The organism is Kushneria marisflavi (assembly GCF_002157205.1).
Classification (GTDB): domain Bacteria; phylum Pseudomonadota; class Gammaproteobacteria; order Pseudomonadales; family Halomonadaceae; genus Kushneria; species Kushneria marisflavi.
Map to the genome: position 1 here is coordinate 857,183 of NZ_CP021358.1, position 17,601 is coordinate 874,783.

Sequence of the window (17,601 nt, forward strand, 5' to 3'; positions counted from 1 at the left end):
GCAGCCATCAATGGGACCCGCCCCCTTCAGGAAAGAGACACCGTATGACCACCATTGCCATTGCCGGTTTCGGCAAGATAGCCAGAGACCAGCACCTGCCGGCCCTGCGTGAGAACCGCAACTTCGAGCTGACCGCCATTGCCAGTCGCAATGCCACGCTTGAAGGCGTCGACAACCATCCGGACCTTGAATCACTGCTCGCCGCCGTACCGGCGCTGGACGCCGTGGCGCTGTGCACCCCGCCCCAGGTGCGCTACACCCAGGCCGTGGCGACCATCGAGGCCGGCAAGCATGTGCTGCTGGAAAAACCGCCGGGGGTGAGCCTCAGCGAAGTCGAGGACCTCATTCGCCGGGCTGAACAAAAGGGCGTCACGCTCTTTGCCACCTGGCATGCCCGGGAGGCCGCCGGGGTGGAGAAGGCGCGCGAGTGGCTGTCAACGCGACGTGTCACTGCCGTTGACATTCAGTGGCGCGAGGACGTGCGCCAGTGGCATCCCGGTCAGCAATGGGTGTGGGAACCGGGTGGACTGGGCGTCTTCGACCCCGGCATCAACGCGCTCTCGATTGTCACCCGGATTCTGCCCGAGGCCTTTTTCCTGCGCGAGGCCACGCTTGAGGTACCGGAAAACTGTCAGTCGCCGATTGGTGCGACGCTTGAATTTACCGACGTCAACGACACGCCCATTCATGCCGATTTCGACTGGCGCCAGACCGGTCCCCAGACCTGGCAGATCACGGTCGAGACCGAAGACGGCAAACTGGTGCTCGACAGTGGCGGCAGTCAGTTGAGCATTGACGGCGAGCGCATCATCGACGGCGAGGATATCGAGTATGCAGGCCTCTACCAGCGCTTTGCCGAGCTGATCCGAGCGGGTCGCAGTGATGTTGACGTGGCACCCTTTCGTCACGTGGCAGATGCCTTCCTGCTGGGGCGTCGCCAGAGCGTTGAGCCCTTCATCGAGTGATCAAGGCCGCCATGGCCGGGCAGTAATGATCGACTGGAAATGACAGGGGCCCCGGCTGCGAGGATGCAGCCGGGGCCCCTTTTTCAACATTCAGCCCATGACCGTCAGTCGAGTGCTTCGAGCTCGCTGACGCACTGATCGATCACGTTATCAAAGGATTTTGAGATATCGATGCTGATGGCCTCATCGGGGCCCGGCGTCTGCAGCGTATCAAACTGGGTGCGCAGCATTTGCGGCGAGAAGAAGTGCTGCCGCTCTTCCATGCGCTGCAGGATGGTGTCGTAATCGCCATCCAGAAAGAGAATAATCAGCTCCGGGTCACCCTGACGCAGGATATCGCGATAGGACCTCTTGAGGCCTGAACAACCGATCATGACGCTCTCATCGGCTCGGCGATGCTGTGCAAAAAGCTCCGCCAGCGCTTCCAGCCAGCCCTGGCGATCCTTATCGGTCAACGCCTCACCGTGGGTCATCTTTTCGATGTTTTCCGGCGGATGATACTGATCGCCGTCGATATACTCACACCCTGTTCTTTCGGCCACGGCTTCACCAATGGTCGATTTGCCGGAGCCGGAGACCCCCATGATCAAAATGCGTCGTGATTGCCGATGACGCTGATCGAACTGTTTTACCATGTCGGGGCTCTCTTGTTGCGGAGTAAGGCCATCATTGTGCGTACCGAGACAACATTCTTGCAAAGGCATCATGGGGTTACAACCGAACCATGGTCACGGGGCAACTTTCGCACATAAGACCTTGGTCTAAATTTTGCAGCAACAGCACTTTCATGCTTTTTCCATGAATGGCGCCACTTTCAAAGTGGTAGACGCGCTAACATGATGTTTTTCATCGATGAGGGCGTCATGTTCACTCGTCTGGGTCTGAAGCTTTTCGGGGCTATCCTGCTGGTCAATATGTTGCTGGGCGCAATGGTTTTTTTTGTAGCCGCGCGGAGTATTGATGATGATTTTCTGGATTATCTGCGCCGCGCTCAGAAAGAGCGCATCGACACCCTGAGCGACACGCTCGTCGAAGGCTATGCCCTTCACGGCAGCTGGGCCTGGCTTGGCGACAATCGCGGTGCATGGCGTGACGTATTGCGTCTGACGCTGGCCCCACGCGACCGCCGTCATGAAGCACCGGGCATCTCCATGCAGGAGCCGCCTGGACGTAGGTCAGGCGGGCCGTCATCGGACCTCCCCCGCGCGATGGTCGACCCGCGCCAGTTCGTGCTGCTGGATGCACAGGGCCAGCCGGTCATTGGCGGCGTTCATCAACCCCGTAATGACATGAACTACCAGGCACTGATACTGGATGGCACGACCATCGGACAGCTTGGTTATCGCGCGCCGGATGGATTGATCTCCTCGATTGATCAGGTCTTTTTGCATCGACAGCTGCGAAATCTTGGCATCATCACCGGCGTCATGCTTTTGACCTCACTGCTACTGGCGGGCGGGCTTGCCTGGTGGCTGGGCCGACGCACGCGCGATATGGCGCTGGCAACGCGCGCCATTGCCCATGGTGATTACAGTATTCGCCTGCGTATGCGCGGACGCGATGAACTCTCGCTGCTGTCTGAAGATATCAATGCCCTCGCCCAAAGCCTTGAGCACAATCGTCAATCGCGCCAGCAGTGGGTGGCAGATATCGCTCACGAGCTGCGAACGCCACTGGCCATTTTGAAAGGTGAAATTGAAGCGATGCAGGATGGCGTCAGGGCGCTGGATGGCAAAAGCCTTCAGTCACTAAGCCAGGAAGTCGTCCATCTCAACCGCCTGATCGAGGACCTGCGTCTTCTGGCCCAGTCCGATGCGCGCACACTCGAGGCGCCGCTGGATCGACTGGATCTAGGCACGCACCTTCAGCGCCAGCTTGAAGAAAGCCGCGAGTGGCTCGGTGAAGGGAGCATCGAGCTTGTCGTCAGCATTGCCCCGGGCCTTTTGATTCAGGGGTCCGCCCATCGCCTGCGCCAGCTCTGGCACAACCTTTTAAGCAATACACGCGCCTATACGGACGCCCCGGGCAGACTTCAGGTCACGCTTTTGCGTCAGGGCAATGAAGCCGTCGTGATCTGGGAAGACAGCGCCCCTGGCGTAGCGCCAGCCGAGCAACACCGGCTGACCGAGCGGCTTTTCAGGGTCGAGGCGTCACGCAGCCGCCGCCACGGGGGTAGCGGACTGGGCCTTTCGATTGCCAGCGCCCTGATACATCTTCACGGGGCACGCATGACACCACAGGACTCGCCATTGGGTGGCCTGTGCTGGCGCATTGTCTTTGCACTCGATGGCCGCAGCCCTCATACCGGCATCGATTACACGCGTCGCGTCGATCATCCTGATAAGAGAACGCCGCCATGAATGACCACGTGCTGATCGTTGAAGATGAAACCAAGATTGCCGTTCTGCTGTGCGACTACCTGAGCAACAGCGGCTTTACGCCCCGCTGTCTTGAGCGTGGTGATCAGGTCATCGACTGGCTGGAGGCGCAGGCGCCGGAGGGCCTGCCTTCGATGGTGTTGCTGGATGTGATGCTGCCGGGGCTTGATGGACTGACGCTGTGTCGACGGCTGCGCGAGCGCTGGCCCCATATGGCCATCATCATGCTGACAGCCCGGGTCGAGGAAGTTGATCGCCTGCTGGGGCTTGAACTGGGGGCCGATGACTATATCTGCAAACCCTTTTCGCCGCGGGAAGTGATCGCCCGCATCCGCACGGTTTTGCGGCGCACCCATCCTGTCACCTCCACTGCCAGTGCCGACACGCCCGCCTCCTCACCCCTGATTCTGGATCGCGAAGGCTGGCGCGCGCTGGCCGATGGTAACGACCCGGGTCTGACGGCCGTCGAATTCCAGCTGCTGGAAGTCATGTTCGATGCCCCCGGGCGCATCTTTTCCCGCGAGCAGCTGATGGATCACATGTATCGCGACCACCGCATCGTTTCAGAGCGCACCGTGGACTCCCACATCAAAAAACTTAGAAAAAAGCTTGCCGATATCTGGCCCGAGAGAGAGGTCATTCACTCGGTTTACGGCGTGGGTTACAAGTATGAACCGCTGCGCTGAGCGCTGCCCCTCACCCGATGGTGTCACTGTTTCCTCCTGCATGTTTCTCCCCATTGCGTGCACATTTGTTGCACAAATCATGGCGATACTGGCGTCAGACCCAATCAGGAGGTGTTGTCATGAAAGGATGGATGCTCGTCACCAGTGCCACAATCGCGCTTTCGGCCTCACTCTCGGCCAGTGCCACAACGCTTGATCAAAAAACGCAGCCCTCTTTTGCACGCCAGGCCATTTATCAAAGCTGGTCGCTGAATGATCAACAAAAGGATCAACTGAGCCAGGAAAACAAGGCTTTCCATGCGCGCCTTGAAACGCTTGAAAATCAAACATTCGACAACACTCGGGCACGTCATGATGCCATGAAGGCAATCGTTCAAGAGCATCGGAAAGCCCTCGCCCGCGTACTTGATGACAAACAGCTTCGAGTGCTTGAAGGCCTGAACCAGCGCGCGGTTGTCATTCACGCCCGAGGGGCACTAAGGACAGCGCTTTTTGATAGCTGGAAGCTGGATGATGCTCAGAAAAAGGCCATTCAGGACGCGCAGCATCAAATGAGACAGGACATTGCTGCCCTGCATCATGACCAGAGCGCCACAGGCGGCCGGGAAGAGCGACGCGCAAACATGGAAAAAATTCGTGCTCAACAGCACGCACGTCTTTCAAGGGTATTGAGTGCCGAGCAGATCCGGGTACTCGAGATGATGCGTCATGAAGAGCTGCGCGGCCCGAAGAGCAAGGCGCCCATCGATGTCCGCCGCGCTCTGGTGCAAAGCTGGCATCTTGACGCGTCACAGCTTGATGCCATGAAGGCAGCAGCCGGCGAACTGCATCAGAAAATGGCCCGGATTCAGGATGATGCCACGCCGAAAGACGGCCAGCGCCGCCAGCAGATGATCGAGGCCCGCACGGACTTTCATCATTCTCTGGAGGACATTCTGAGCCCGGATCAGCTAACGGCTCTGGAGAGCATCAGCCCTCGTCACGGCAGCGCTATGGGGCCGCGCCATCATGGCGCCGAACAAAACGCTGCCTCGAAACCCGATCAGAGCTGATCCACATCACAATCATGGCCACACCCCGCGCTGGCGGGGTGTTTTTCATGGCTACCCGCGATCGCGCTGATATCCCATCCGGCTGGCCACCTGACGAAAGGCGTCCATGTCCTGCTGACTGAAAAAACACAGCGTTGCGGTCAGATCACCATGGGGCAATTTCTCCGCCATGACCGTCAGCACGATTTCGCTGGCCTGATCAAACGGATAGCCATAAACACCGGTGGATATGGCCGGAAAGGCGATAGTGCGCAGCCCCTGCTGTTCGGCCAGTGCCAGGGATTTTCGATAGCAGCTTGCCAGTTGCTCCGACTTGTCGATCGTTTTGGCATACACCGGCCCCACGGTGTGAATGACATGGTGTGCCGGCAGGTTGAACCCGGGCGTTAAAGCCACCTCTCCATCCGGCAATCCGTCCGGCCACTGCTCGCGCCGCAGGGTCTGACAGGCCGTCTTGAGTTCAGGACCGGCCGCTCGATGAATGGCACCATCCACCCCGCCGCCTCCCATCAGGGAATGGTTGGCCGCATTGACGATGGCATCCACCTCCAGAGTCGTGATGTCACCCTGGATCACCCGTAATTTGCCGCTCATCCAGCTCATGGCCGTGGTCATGGCGTCTCTCCAGCAGTCTTCAGTGAAACCGATCTTCAGTATGGTTGATGCCTGCCCTTTCCGGACGCATCGCACCCCCTGCCATGGTCCAGGGCTGCAACCAGTCTTGGGACCTCCGGTTGAAGGCCTCCCATAAAGCATGTATTTTAATTGAACAACCAATTAATAAAAATTGGATCAGCGCCCTCGTGATCCGGCCATAGTCGGGTCACGAGGGCGACGTTCATGAATCATTCATTACCGCATCACCACCAGGGAGAATCCTTCGATGAGCGTCAGCCCCATTGATACCCCCGAACAGGCCCGGGATGGTCTAAATCCGATCGTCTTTTACGGCTCCGCACTCGGCATCGTGCTGTTTTCCCTCTGGGGAATGTTTTTCACCGACACCGCCAACACCGTTATTTTTGCCGCCCTTGAGTGGATCAGTAACACCTTTGGCTGGTACTACTTTCTGGCGGCGACCCTGTATCTGGGGTTCGTGATTTTCGTGGCCGCCTCTCGCTTTGGCAGTATCCGACTGGGCCCCGATCATTCACGCCCGGAATTCAGCCTGGGGTCATGGGCGGCCATGCTCTTCGCTGCCGGTATCGGTATCGACCTGCTGTTTTTCTGCGTGGCCGAGCCGGTCACCCAGTTTCTGGCGCCACCGGTCGGTGAAGGCGGCACGCTGGAAGCCGCTCGTCAGGCCACGGTCTGGGGCATGTTTCACTACGGGATTACCGGCTGGGGCATGTATGCCCTGATGGGGATGGCGCTGGCCTACTTCAGCTACCGCTACAATCTACCTCTGACCATCCGCAGTGCGCTCTATCCACTGTTTGGCCGGCGTGTGGAAGGCCCCATAGGGCATACGGTGGATATTGCTGCCGTCATCGGAACCGTGTTCGGCATTGCCACCAGCCTGGGCATCGGTGTGGTGCAGCTCAATTACGGCCTGACCTATCTGTTCGATCTGCCCCAGAACCTGTTTGTACAGGGGTCGCTGATTGCGCTGTCAGTCATTCTGGCCACCATTTCGGTGGTTTCCGGGGTCGACAAGGGCATTCGCCGCATTTCCGAGTTCAACGTGATTCTGGCGGTGGTACTGCTGCTTTATGTGCTGCTGGCCGGTGATACGGTCTTTTTGCTCAATGCCCTGGTGCTCAATGTCGGTGACTACGTCAATCGCTTCATGGGCATGACGCTCAATACCTTCGCCTTCGATCGTCCAACCGACTGGCTCAATACCTGGACGCTTTTTTTCTGGGCCTGGTGGGTGGCCTGGGCACCCTTTGTGGGTCTTTTTCTGGCACGGATTTCCCGAGGCCGCACCATCCGTGAGTTTGTAGTCGGCACCCTGACCATTCCCTTTATCTTTACCCTGATGTGGATCTCGATTTTCGGTAACAGCGCGATCGAAAGCATTCTCAATGGCGCCACCGAGTTCGGCCAGATTGCGATGGAAAGCCCCGAGCAATCCATTTACGGGTTGCTCGAGCAGTACCCGGGTGTCCTCTGGACCGCATCTCTGGCCACCCTGCTGGGCATGCTCTTCTATGTTACCTCGGCCGATTCCGGTGCCCTGGTGCTGGGAAATTTCACCTCGCGCCTTTCAAGCGTGCACCATGACGCCCCGACCTGGCTGCGAGTCTTCTGGTCCGTGGTCATTGGTCTTCTGACCCTGGCCCTGCTGATGGCCGGCGGTGTTTCGGCGCTGCAGGGCATGGTGGTCATCATGGGTCTACCCTTTTCGTTCGTGATCTTTTTTGTCATGGCCGGCCTCTACCGCTCGTTCAAAAGCGAGGCCTTCAAGGAGGACAGCCATCGCGCCAGTCTGGCCGGACGGCTGTCGAGTCGTACCGGGGCAGGCGGTGAGCGTGGCACGCGACACTGGCGCCAGCGCCTCAATCGCGCCATGCACTTCCCCAGCCAGCGCCAGGCCGGCATCTTTATCAATGAAACGGCCCGGCCGGCCATGGAGGCCGTGGCACAGGAGCTTTCCGAGCAGGGGCTCGAGGCGGAAGTCATCAAGGCCGAAGGCAACGAGCTGCATCTTGAGCTCAATGTCGTGCTGGGCAACGAGCAGAACTTTACCTATCAGATCTGGCCACGCGCCTTTGCGATGCCCTCATTTGCCAGAAGAGCCAGTGAGCCCCGCTCGCGCTACTACCGCCTTGAGGTCTATCTGCTGGAAGGCAGCCAGGGCTACAACCTGATCGGTTTCAGTCGTGAGCAGGTGATCAACGATATCCTCGATCAATACGAGCATCATTTGCAGTTTTTACACATGGCGCGCGAAGCCCCCGGTCACGGCGCCAACATTCCGGATGATCCGACCATGCCACCGGCTCCCTGAGCGGTCATCACTCCCCTTCAAAGCGCCGCCCTTTTGGGCGGCGTTTTCGATCCTCCCCTTTGAATAGGCCATCCCTATAGTTGCCATAGCATCAAGTAAACCCGCTGCCGGCCGTAATGGCAGGTGTTTATCGCCTCCTATCAAGCAGATTTCATGGTACACAAACATGTTTAAAAGATTCGCTCGAGGCAAGGAAGCCTGGCTGGTACGTACCAGCAGCGAAAGGCTGGCGCAGGATGCTGCCCAGCTTCGAGACGCTGCCTTCATCGTGGGATTCGTCTCTGCAGCCGTCGACATGGACCGTGTACAACGCACGCTTGCCACTCTGGCGCCACAGGCAGAACTGGCCCTGAGCCTGACCGCTGGCGAGCTTTGCAGCCTCAGCGGAGAACCGCTGTATCTGCCGGCAGGTGGAGACACTATCGTATTGCAGGGCTGGAGCAAGGTGCTGGTCGAAGCCGTCCACGTGGTACGTGTGCCGCTGTACTGCGAGGACCTGCGCGCAGGTCAGCCACTGATCGACATGGAAGAGCGCGTGCGAAGGATTCGCCAGTCGCTTGACCGGATGAAACTGCCCTTCGTGCTGGATCACCGCGACACGGTGGCCATCACGCTGGTAGACGGCCTCTCCAACAGCGAAAACTTTCTGATGCGCGCCATCTATGAAAGCGCCCGCTTTCCGCTGGTCTTCATTGGCGGCTCATCCGGCGGCCCGCTGGATTTTTCACACACGCTTTTAGGCGACAGGAGCGGTACCTTTGACAGCCATGCACTGATTGCCTTCGTAAAAATCCGAAAGCCCTATCGCTACTCCATCTTCAAGACGCAGAACTTCAAGTCGACCGGCACCTCGTTCATTGCCGGTGAATGCCGACCGGAACTTCGAACACTGCACAGCGTCATCGATGGTAAAAGTGGTCGGCTGGTCGATTTCATCAGCGCGCTGTGTCGTCATTTCGATTGTGATGAAAAGCACCTGGAGGAACAGCTCAAGCGCTACACCTTTGCCATTCGCATCAATGGCGAACTCTTTGTACGCTCGATTCTTAAATTCGATTTCAGCAAGCGCCAGGCGCATTTTGCCTGCGACATCTCCTGTGGTGATGTTCTGGAACTGGTGGAATCCCAGCATTTCAGCGCACGCACGGCCGAAGACTTTTCCCGTCATCATCAGGGCAAGGGCAAGCTGATCGCAGGACTTCTCAATGACTGCATCCTGCGCCGGCTCAACAATGCCGATGAACTCGGCCGGGTGGATGCCTTTGAAGGGTTGCCGGTCGGCGGTTTTTCAACCTTTGGAGAACTGTTGGGGGTTAACGTCAACCAGACCCTGTCGATGCTTTTGATCTATCGTCCGGCACCCGGGTTCAGCGATGACTATGTCGATCTTTTCCCGATTCGCTATGCCAGCTTCCTGACCTACTTCAAGGAAGCAGAGATCAAGCGGTTGCAGATGATGAACACCATGAAATCGCAGCTGATCAACAGTCTCGAGGATTATCGGCGCTTTACCGAAACGGTCATGGCGGACTTTCCTCGCCTGCAGTCCTCCATGGGCACCTTTACGACCATGATCGAGGACGTCACGGGACTGGTAACACAGTTCTCGAGCGATATGGGAGAAAGCAGCCGAACCACCAGCGATCTCGGTGCAAGAATCGGCGAGCTCAACGATAGCGCCCTTCAGGCCAGAACCCTTCTGACCACCATTGGCGCCATTGCCCAGCAAACCAATCTGCTGGCACTCAATGCCGCCGTCGAGGCCGCCCGTGCCGGTGAACAGGGCCGGGGCTTTGCGGTCGTGGCCGCAGAGGTCCGCTCGCTGGCCGGACGCACCCAGGAAAGTCTTGATCAGATCAGCAAGGTCATCGCCAGCGTTCAGGGCTCGGTGGAGTCCGTCAACGCGCGACTCGAAGCCATGACGCAAATGGTCTCGGCCTTTTCAAGACAGGGGCTTCAGCTACAGACCACCATTGACGCCTCGAGATCACAGGCGGCGCATTCAAGCAGCGATCTGGCGCGCATGCTGACCAGCACCGCAAAAATTCACGAACGCATGCAGGAGGATGCCCGCCATCTCGAAGAGATCATCCGCCTGAGCCAGTACGCCGAAGGCCAGCACGCCTGATCAGCCCCGAATCAAAAAGGGCCGCCCCACCGGGCGGCCCTTTTCATTGCGTGACATCATTCATGCACTGCCCTGACCATCGGCGTTTTCAGCGCGCAGGCTGGCGACGCAGTCGCGGGCTTGCCCACTCACCAACGATCACGAACAACACCAGCGCCGCCACGCCCCAGGGCCACTGCGTGGACACGTCAAGGGTCATGACGCCGAGCGCATCGATGAAAATCACCACGATCGCCAGCGGGCATACATAGCGGATCATGAACAACCACAGGGCATGACCAATGGCAGGAAGGCCCAGCTCATCGCGCAGCAGCCGATCCTTGAGCACGAAGCCTGCCAGCAGCGCCAGTCCGAGCCCGCCCAGCGGCATCATGAACCGCGAGGTCAGATAGTCCAGCCAGTCAAAGATGGTGCGCCCACCGAGCGTCCAGTCCGCGCCGAGATTGAAGGACAGCATCGCCAGCGTGCTGACCAGCCACAGCACAATGCCCGTCCCCCAGGCCGCACGATTGCGCACCATGCCATGGCTTTCTACCAGCCAGGCGATGGTGGCCTCGATCATCGAGATGGCAGAGGTGAGCGCGGCCATGGTCAGCATCACGAAAAAGATGACCTCCAGCAGCGTGCCCATGGGCATCTGGGCAAAGGCCAGCGGCAGACTCATGAAGATCAGCCCCGGGCCGCTGGCCGGATCCATGCCGTTGGCGAAAATGACCGGGAAGATGGCAAGGCCCGCCATCAGCGCCACCAGGGTGTCACAGATCGCCACCGTAAAGGTCGTGCGCGCAATGGAAGCGCCGGCCGGCAGATAGGCGCCGTATGCCATGATGGCGCCGGCCGCCAGTGACAGGGTGAAAAAGGCATGCCCCATCGCGGCCAGCAGCCCTTCGCCGGAGAGCTGGCCGAATTCGAAGGCAAACATGAAGTGGACGGCCTTGCCGAAACCGCCGGAAAACACGCCAAAGCCGATCAGAATGGCCAGCATGATCACCATGCCCGGCATCATCCAGCGCACACTGCGCTCAATGCCTTCCTGAACGCCCTTGCCAACGATCAGCATGGTGATCAGCGTCACCAGCGTGCTCCAGAAGCCAAGATTAAGCGGGCTTGAGTTATTGTCTTCAAAGATCGCCGCCATGCCCTCGACGCTGTCGGCGACCAGTCCACCGGTAAGCGCCTTCCAGAGATAGGAGAGCGACCAGCCGGCCACCACCACGTAAAAACTCAGAATCATGAAGCCGCAGATCATCGACATCCAGCCCAGGATGGACCATCCAGCACCACCGCCGGATTCTGCCACCACGCGCTTGACGGCCTCGACCGGACTGCCACGACCGCGTCGACCAAAGGCGATTTCAGTCATCATCAGGGGCACCCCGATGGCAGCAATGCACAGCAGATAGACAAGCACAAAGGCGCCGCCGCCATACTCACCGGTCATGTAGGGGAATTTCCAGATGTTGCCAAGCCCTACGGCGGAGCCTGTTGCGGCCAGCACGAATCCCCAGCGCCCGGCCCAGAGCACACCACCGGTGCCATTATTTGTTGTCATGTGCATCCCTATCGGTTGTCGGCCTTGCTCGGCCCTCTTGTCGATCAGAGGCGCATTGTAATGGTCTCGCCCCTCTTTTGGCCCGAACCTGCCACGATTTTCATGTGAGATTCATAAAAAAAGGGCCCTTTCGGGCCCCTGGTTCATCCTTGCCAGCGAATGCACCGGCTCAGGCAGAAGCCCCCTCCGGTACTTCAAGCTTTTGCTGAGACGGCTTGAGCACTGCATATGCCACCCCGATGAAGAGCGAGCCCACGGCAATCGAGAGCAGATACAGCAGCGCCTGATTGACCGCCCCCGGAATCAGCAGCACGAACAGCCCGCCATGGGGCGCCATCAGCTTGATCTGGAAATACATCGACAGTGCCCCGGTGATGGCGCCGCCCACGATGGAGATCGGGATAACGCGCAGCGGGTCCTTGGCGGCAAAGGGAATGGCGCCTTCACTGATAAAGCACAACCCCAGCACAAAGGCCGCCTTGCCACCGTCACGCTCGGTGTCGGCAAACTTCGAACGGGCCAGAAAGCTGGCAATCCCCATACCGATCGCCGGTACCATGCCGGCCGCCATGATCGCTGCCATCGGTGCATAGGTCTGGGTCGACAACAGCCCGACGCCAAAGGTATAAGCCGCCTTGTTGATCGGCCCGCCCAGGTCCACGCACATCATCGCGCCCAGCAGCAGCCCAAGCAAAATGGCGTTGGTCGACCCCATGTTGTTGAGGAAGTCGGTCAGCGCCGAAAGCATGCCGGCAACCGGTGTGCCGACCAGATAGATCATGACCAGACCGGTTACCAGGCTTGCCAGCAACGGAATGACCAGAATCGGCTTGAGCGATTCAACACTGGCCGGCAGCTTCAGTTTCGTGGCAATCAGCTTTGCGGTGTAGCCGGCCAGGAAACCGGCAATGATCCCGCCAATAAAGCCGGCGCCCAGCGTACTGGCCAGCATCCCACCGATCATCCCCGGCGCAATCCCCGGCCGGTCGGCGATCGAGTAGGCAATATAGCCCGCCAGCACCGGCACCATCAGGGCAAAGGCCGTGCCCCCACCAATCTGCATCAGCGCGGCGGCAAGCGTCCCCTCTTCCTTGAACGCCTCAATGCCGAATACAAAGGAGAGCGCAATACACAGGCCGCCGGCCACCACCATCGGCAGCATGAAGGAGACGCCGGTCAGCAGGTGCTTGTAGACGCCCCGCTCCTTGATGCTCTTCTTGCGCTCGCCACCCGCCGGCGCACTGCCTTCGCTTTCCACCGATGCATTGGCGAGTGCGTCATTGATGGTCTGCTGGGACTTCTTCAGCGCCGTGCCGGTCGAGGTGCGATAGACCGGTTTGCCGGCAAAGCGCTCGTCATCGACCTCAATGTCGCAGGCCAGCAGCACGATGTCGGCATTGGCAATCTCGTCATCAGTGAGCTGATTCTGCGCACCTACCGACCCCTGTGTCTCAACCTTGATCTGATGGCCCAGTGCACGCCCGGCTTCGGCCAGCGCCTCGGCGGCCATGAAGGTGTGGGCGACACCGGTCGGACAGGCCGTTACGGCCACAATACGTTTGGATGTGCGATCATCCGGCGTGGCACTGCTCTCCTCCGGAAGATCATCTGCGCCCTGCCAGGGACTGGCCTGCTCCCGGGCACGGCTCAAAAAGCCATCAGGGTCCGGCAGTGCCGCCTCGAGCCGTTCGCGATAAAGGAGCTTGCCGGTAAACCGGGACAGAGTGATCGGCCGGCTGGCCGCCACCACTACCAGATCGGCGGCAGCAATCTGCGCCTCATCAAGCGTTGATGCGTCGAACTGGCCCTGCATTTCGACCGCTGACTGCCAGCCCAGCCGCTGGGCGGCCTGCTCGAGCCGGCGCGCTGCCAGATAGGTCGTCGCCGTGCCGCTGGGGCAGGCCGTGACGATAACAATATTCATGCAAACCACTCCTGTGCCAGTGCCAACCACTGGTCGCCGTGCTGACCGCGCCTGTCATCAGCAGGCAGGTCAAAAGAAATTCGGGACGTTGTCATATCGTTAACCCCTCCACGCGGACCGCATCGCACAAGGCGGCAAAGTCCTCGACATCCGAGCGACCCACACCGACCCGACGCACGGCATCCGCCGACAGGGCCGTGGCAAAGCGCAGCGTTTTTTCGCGCGGCCAGCCTTCAAGTACCCCATGCAGCGTCCCGGCCAGCAGCGTATCGCCGGCACACACGGTACTGACGATGTCGACCCGGGGCGGACGAGCGCGCAGCGAACCACCTTCAAACAGCCATACCACGCCATCAGCGCCCAGCGACAAAAGCACGTTGTCGATACCGCCCTGCTGCAGTTCGCGAGCCGCTGCCAGAAGTGCTGCCTCATCCGGCAGAGGCCGCCCAACACATTCGGCAAGTTCATGGTCGTTGGGCTTGACCAGCGAGGGACAGGCCCGCGCGCCCTGAACCAGCGCCTCACCGCTACTGTCCAACCACACCGGCAACCCCTGCGTACGCAGCCGACCGATCAGTGCTGCCAGCCATTCGGGCGCAATGCCCGGCGGTAGACTGCCCGAGATCACCACGGCATCAATGCTGGCCGCACCGGCCTCGATATCATCAAGAAGACGCGTCATGGCCGCTTCATCGACGCGTGCACCCGGCCCGTTGATGTCGGTGATCCTACCGTCAGCTTCGGAAAGCTTGGCATTGACCCGGGTTTCTCCCGCGACCCGAATGAAGCGATCCTCCACGCCCCATTCCACGAAAGCCCGTTCAAACGGCCCCTGGTTATCACGCCCCAGAAATCCGCTCGCCAGTACCTGATGATCATGACGTGCCAGCACACAGGCCACGTTATTGCCCTTGCCGGCCGCGGTCAGTGAACTCTCCTCGGAGCGATTGACACTGCCAGGCGACAGGGTAGACAGCCGAATGGAGAGGTCCAGCGCCGGGTTGAGGGTCAGCGTCAGTACACGGCTCATGCCAGGGACTCCAGCATGGCACGCACGTCAGCCGCCGTCGGGCAGGCCAGCGCGCGCTGTGCCAGCGCCCGACTCTCATCCAGGTTCAGACTGCGAATACGCTGCTTGACCAGCGGAATCTGACGGCTGGAGACCGATAGCTCATCGACACCCAGCCCCATCAGCACGCCGATCGCCTGTGGATCGCTGCCCAGCTCACCACAGACCCCGACCCAGCGCCCTTTGGCGTGAGCGGCATCCACTGTCATCTGGATCAGGCGCAGTACTGCCGGATGCAGACCATCGGCCTGGGCCGACAGACGGGAATGGCCACGATCGATCGCCAGGGTGTACTGGGTCAGATCGTTGGTGCCGATCGAGAAGAAATCGACATGCTCAGCCAGACTCGGCGCCAGCAGCGCACAGGACGGGATCTCGATCATCACGCCCAGCTGAACATCGCTGGCCTGTACCTCGGCCTGAACACGATCAAAGATCGCCTTGCCGGCGTGAAACTCCTCCACATCCTTGACCATCGGGAACATGATGCGCAGCGGGCGATCACCGGCTGCCATCAAAAGTGCCCGAATCTGGGTTTCGAGTACGTCCGGACGGGTCAGCGCCAGACGAATGCCTCGCAGGCCCAGAAAGGGGTTGTCTTCTGCCGGTACCGGCCAGTAGTCCAGCGGCTTGTCGCCACCCACATCCAGCGTACGTGCCACCAGCGCACGATCGGCCCCCAGGGCATCAAAGGCCTGACGGTACTCGACGATCTGGGTGTCCAGATCCGGCGCCTGCGGGTGGGCCATGAAAACAAACTCGGTGCGCAAAAGCCCCACCGCCTCGGCACCGCGCTCGACGGCATCCGCAGCGTGTGCGGTATTACCAAGGTTCGCGGCGACCTCGACGCGATGACCATCGCGGGTGACGGCCGGCTCAAAACGAACCTCGAAGGCCTCACGCTCGCGAATCTCGCGCTCGCGGATGGAGAGCTCGGTGCGGGCACGGCGCTCCGGGTCCGGCGCCGGAATCACGCGACCACGCTCGCCGTCGAGAATCATGTCAATGCCGTTATCCAGCGCCATGATGGTCTCGCCAGCCCCCACGACCGCTGGAATGCCCAGCGCCCGCGCCAGAATCGCGCTGTGAGAGGTCGCACCACCGCGCGCCGTCAGGATGCCACGCACCCGCGAGGTATCCAGCCGCGCCACGTCAGAAGGCCCAACGTCATCGGTGACCAGAATATAGGGGTGGGTCGGCGGATCAGGCATCTTCACACCGCAGAGATTGCCCAGCACACGGCGACCGACATCACGCAGGTCGGCGGCACGCTCGGCCAGTAGCCGATCAGCCAGCGCTTCCTGAGCGCGGGCGGCCACATCGATGGCGCGCCACCAGCCCCCTTCGGCGCTCTTGCCTTCGTTGATCGCCTCATAAGCGGCTTCACGAAGTTCCGGGTCACCCAGCATCTCTTCATGCATGGAGAGAATTTCGGCCACTTCTCCGCCGGCAGCGCGAATCATCTCTTCAAGCTGCTGCTCGGCCTCCTTGATCGCCTCACCCAGACGCGCCTTTTGCGCCTCACGGTCAGAGGCTGTTTCCTCGTAGTGAAATTCCGGCGGACGCATCACGAATACCGGTGCGATCGCCATACCGGGCGATGCCGGCACGGCCGTCAGCGGCGTGTCGGCCGCCGGGGCAACCACCGGCTCACGCGGGGTCTGGCGGTTGCGCGACGGACGCGCATCGCTGGTATCGCCCAGCGGGGTAACTTCTTCACCCAGTCCGCCGCGCAGCGCCTCGGCCATGGCCTCGACGGCCTCACGCGCGCCGGCGCCTTCGGCCGAGAAGATCAGCATCTGCCCGCGCCGCGCCCCCAGTCCGATCACCTTGGTCAGGCTGGCAGCCGAAACGGCCTCATTGCCGCCTTCGGCAAGCCGCACACGTACCGGCATCCCCTGTGCTCGCGCCACCTGCACCAGCTGCTTGGCCGGACGGGCATGCAGCCCGTGGGCGTTGCGGACCCTGACACGAACGGTTTCGGCATTGGCCGATTCGCCGGAAAGCCTCGCCAGCAGCGCATCGCGCCCCAGCCGTGCCAGCTCTTCGCCCTTGCCCTCTTCCAGCACGGTTACCAGGCGGTCCAGCAGCACGTCGTGAGCGTTGCCGCTCTCGGCCAGGCAGAAGATACCTGCCACGCCATCGATATGCGCCTGCGGCAGCGCCAGCCCCAGGGCCGGCTGATGAACACCGGTGGCACTGCGCACCAGCCACAGCTGCTGCCCCAGCGAAACGGCCTGCTGCGCCAGAATATCCGCCACAAAACGACGCTCCACGCAGCCCAGCTGCTCAAGACGCGACGCGGCGGCCGCCGTCAGTTCCAGTGTCGAGCGGGCCGGCACGCCCTGGACGATCGTGTCGCCATCCAGACGTGCCGTGATTGGAGCCTTTGACAGCAGACTGACCACTTCTTCGGCCCCTTCCGCGCGGGCCAGTTTTTCCGACACGCCTTCCCGGTCGAGCACATGGGTGAGCTGGCGCAGAATGTCGAGATGCTCATCGCTTTGCGCAGCAATGGTGATAATCAGGTGAACACGATTGCCATCGTGCCACTGAACGCCGTCGGGAAACTGCAGAAGCCGCACGCCGGTGGCCAGCACATGCTCTCGACTTTTCTGGGTGCCATGTGGAATGGCAATGCCGTTGCCAAGCCAGGTCGAACTCTGCTCTTCACGTTCGAAGAGAGCGTCGCGATAGCCTTCGCGGGCAAGCCCGCCTTCCATGAGCGCCTGACCGGCCTGGTTGAGCGCATCACGCCAGTCGCTGGCGTGCTGATTGAGCAAAACGGCATCACTTTTCAGCGTGAGCATGGCGTATTGATCCTTGTGAGTGGCAAATTTGCGCCGGTGGCGACATCAGCAAGTGAAGGCCAACACGCAAAACGGCATGAAACA

At 60.4% G+C, this 17,601-nt stretch carries 12 protein-coding genes; 6 read left to right on the forward strand and 6 right to left on the reverse strand.

Annotated elements, in window-relative coordinates:
* Positions 1 to 44 precede the first annotated feature (44 nt).
* The gene (locus B9H00_RS03950) at positions 45 to 965 is read left to right on the forward strand and encodes a Gfo/Idh/MocA family protein (protein ID WP_086899572.1); all 921 of its coding nucleotides are present in this window, start codon (positions 45 to 47) and stop codon (positions 963 to 965) included.
* A 104-nt stretch (positions 966 to 1,069) separates the two neighbouring features.
* Here the strand turns inward: B9H00_RS03950 and B9H00_RS03955 are convergent, their stop codons facing one another.
* Positions 1,070 to 1,600, reverse strand: coding sequence for a gluconokinase (locus B9H00_RS03955; protein ID WP_086899573.1), 531 nt, complete (start codon positions 1,598 to 1,600; stop codon positions 1,070 to 1,072).
* Between the two features lie 201 nt (positions 1,601 to 1,801).
* Here B9H00_RS03955 and B9H00_RS03960 point away from each other — a divergent pair, with 201 nt between their 5' ends.
* The 3 genes from B9H00_RS03960 to B9H00_RS03970 all read left to right on the forward strand — a co-directional run bounded on the left by B9H00_RS03960 (position 1,802) and on the right by B9H00_RS03970 (position 5,081).
* Complete coding sequence (locus B9H00_RS03960) at positions 1,802 to 3,325, forward strand: ATP-binding protein (RefSeq protein ID WP_086899574.1); 1,524 nt, start codon at positions 1,802 to 1,804, stop codon at positions 3,323 to 3,325.
* Positions 3,322 to 4,029 (forward strand): response regulator, encoded by a 708-nt coding sequence (locus B9H00_RS03965; protein ID WP_086899575.1) that lies wholly within the window; start codon positions 3,322 to 3,324, stop codon positions 4,027 to 4,029. The genes B9H00_RS03960 and B9H00_RS03965 overlap by 4 nt, the downstream gene beginning before the upstream one ends.
* A 119-nt stretch (positions 4,030 to 4,148) precedes the next feature.
* The gene (locus tag B9H00_RS03970) at positions 4,149 to 5,081 is read left to right on the forward strand and encodes a hypothetical protein (RefSeq protein ID WP_086899576.1); all 933 of its coding nucleotides are present in this window, start codon (positions 4,149 to 4,151) and stop codon (positions 5,079 to 5,081) included.
* Positions 5,082 to 5,132: 51 nt separating this feature from the next.
* Here B9H00_RS03970 and B9H00_RS03975 read toward each other — a convergent pair whose 3' ends face one another.
* Positions 5,133 to 5,696: an O-acetyl-ADP-ribose deacetylase gene (locus tag B9H00_RS03975; protein WP_211329562.1), complete on the reverse strand. Its 564-nt coding sequence runs from the start codon at positions 5,694 to 5,696 to the stop codon at positions 5,133 to 5,135.
* A 268-nt stretch (positions 5,697 to 5,964) separates the two neighbouring features.
* Here B9H00_RS03975 and B9H00_RS03980 point away from each other — a divergent pair, with 268 nt between their 5' ends.
* Both B9H00_RS03980 and B9H00_RS17140 read left to right on the forward strand, forming a co-directional pair.
* On the forward strand, positions 5,965 to 8,034 hold the full coding sequence (locus B9H00_RS03980; protein WP_086899577.1) for a choline transporter: 2,070 nt from the start codon (positions 5,965 to 5,967) through the stop codon (positions 8,032 to 8,034).
* A 166-nt stretch (positions 8,035 to 8,200) separates the two neighbouring features.
* Positions 8,201 to 10,162 (forward strand): methyl-accepting chemotaxis protein, encoded by a 1,962-nt coding sequence (locus B9H00_RS17140; protein WP_086899578.1) that lies wholly within the window; start codon positions 8,201 to 8,203, stop codon positions 10,160 to 10,162.
* Between the two features lie 88 nt (positions 10,163 to 10,250).
* On the opposite strand, the gene B9H00_RS03990 is transcribed toward B9H00_RS17140, so the two are convergent.
* The 4 genes from B9H00_RS03990 to ptsP form a co-directional block, all read right to left on the reverse strand.
* Complete coding sequence (locus B9H00_RS03990; RefSeq protein WP_086901689.1) at positions 10,251 to 11,714, reverse strand: sodium-dependent transporter; 1,464 nt, start codon at positions 11,712 to 11,714, stop codon at positions 10,251 to 10,253.
* Between the two features lie 169 nt (positions 11,715 to 11,883).
* Positions 11,884 to 13,638 carry a PTS fructose-like transporter subunit IIB gene (locus B9H00_RS03995; protein WP_086899579.1) on the reverse strand — a complete coding sequence of 585 codons (1,755 nt, stop codon included), beginning with the start codon at positions 13,636 to 13,638 and terminating at the stop codon, positions 11,884 to 11,886.
* A 91-nt stretch (positions 13,639 to 13,729) separates the two neighbouring features.
* Positions 13,730 to 14,668 carry a 1-phosphofructokinase gene (gene pfkB, locus B9H00_RS04000; RefSeq protein ID WP_086899580.1) on the reverse strand — a complete coding sequence of 313 codons (939 nt, stop codon included), beginning with the start codon at positions 14,666 to 14,668 and terminating at the stop codon, positions 13,730 to 13,732.
* Positions 14,665 to 17,517, reverse strand: a complete 2,853-nt coding sequence (gene ptsP, locus B9H00_RS04005; RefSeq protein ID WP_086899581.1) for a phosphoenolpyruvate--protein phosphotransferase — start codon at positions 17,515 to 17,517, stop codon at positions 14,665 to 14,667. The genes pfkB and ptsP overlap by 4 nt, the downstream gene beginning before the upstream one ends.
* Positions 17,518 to 17,601: the final 84 nt, after the last annotated feature.

Coding starts and splice junctions, on each gene's coding strand:
- B9H00_RS17140 (WP_086899578.1), top strand. CDS start 8,201: ATGTTTAAAAGATTCGCTCGAGGCAAGGAAGCCTGGCTGGTACGTACC.
- B9H00_RS03995 (WP_086899579.1), bottom strand. CDS start 13,638: ATGAATATTGTTATCGTCACGGCCTGCCCCAGCGGCACGGCGACGACC.
- pfkB (WP_086899580.1), bottom strand. CDS start 14,668: ATGAGCCGTGTACTGACGCTGACCCTCAACCCGGCGCTGGACCTCTCC.
- ptsP (WP_086899581.1), bottom strand. CDS start 17,517: ATGCTCACGCTGAAAAGTGATGCCGTTTTGCTCAATCAGCACGCCAGC.
- B9H00_RS03980 (WP_086899577.1), top strand. CDS start 5,965: ATGAGCGTCAGCCCCATTGATACCCCCGAACAGGCCCGGGATGGTCTA.
- B9H00_RS03950 (WP_086899572.1), top strand. CDS start 45: ATGACCACCATTGCCATTGCCGGTTTCGGCAAGATAGCCAGAGACCAG.
- B9H00_RS03990 (WP_086901689.1), bottom strand. CDS start 11,714: ATGACAACAAATAATGGCACCGGTGGTGTGCTCTGGGCCGGGCGCTGG.
- B9H00_RS03970 (WP_086899576.1), top strand. CDS start 4,149: ATGAAAGGATGGATGCTCGTCACCAGTGCCACAATCGCGCTTTCGGCC.
- B9H00_RS03975 (WP_211329562.1), bottom strand. CDS start 5,696: ATGACCACGGCCATGAGCTGGATGAGCGGCAAATTACGGGTGATCCAG.
- B9H00_RS03960 (WP_086899574.1), top strand. CDS start 1,802: ATGATGTTTTTCATCGATGAGGGCGTCATGTTCACTCGTCTGGGTCTG.
- B9H00_RS03955 (WP_086899573.1), bottom strand. CDS start 1,600: ATGGTAAAACAGTTCGATCAGCGTCATCGGCAATCACGACGCATTTTG.
- B9H00_RS03965 (WP_086899575.1), top strand. CDS start 3,322: ATGAATGACCACGTGCTGATCGTTGAAGATGAAACCAAGATTGCCGTT.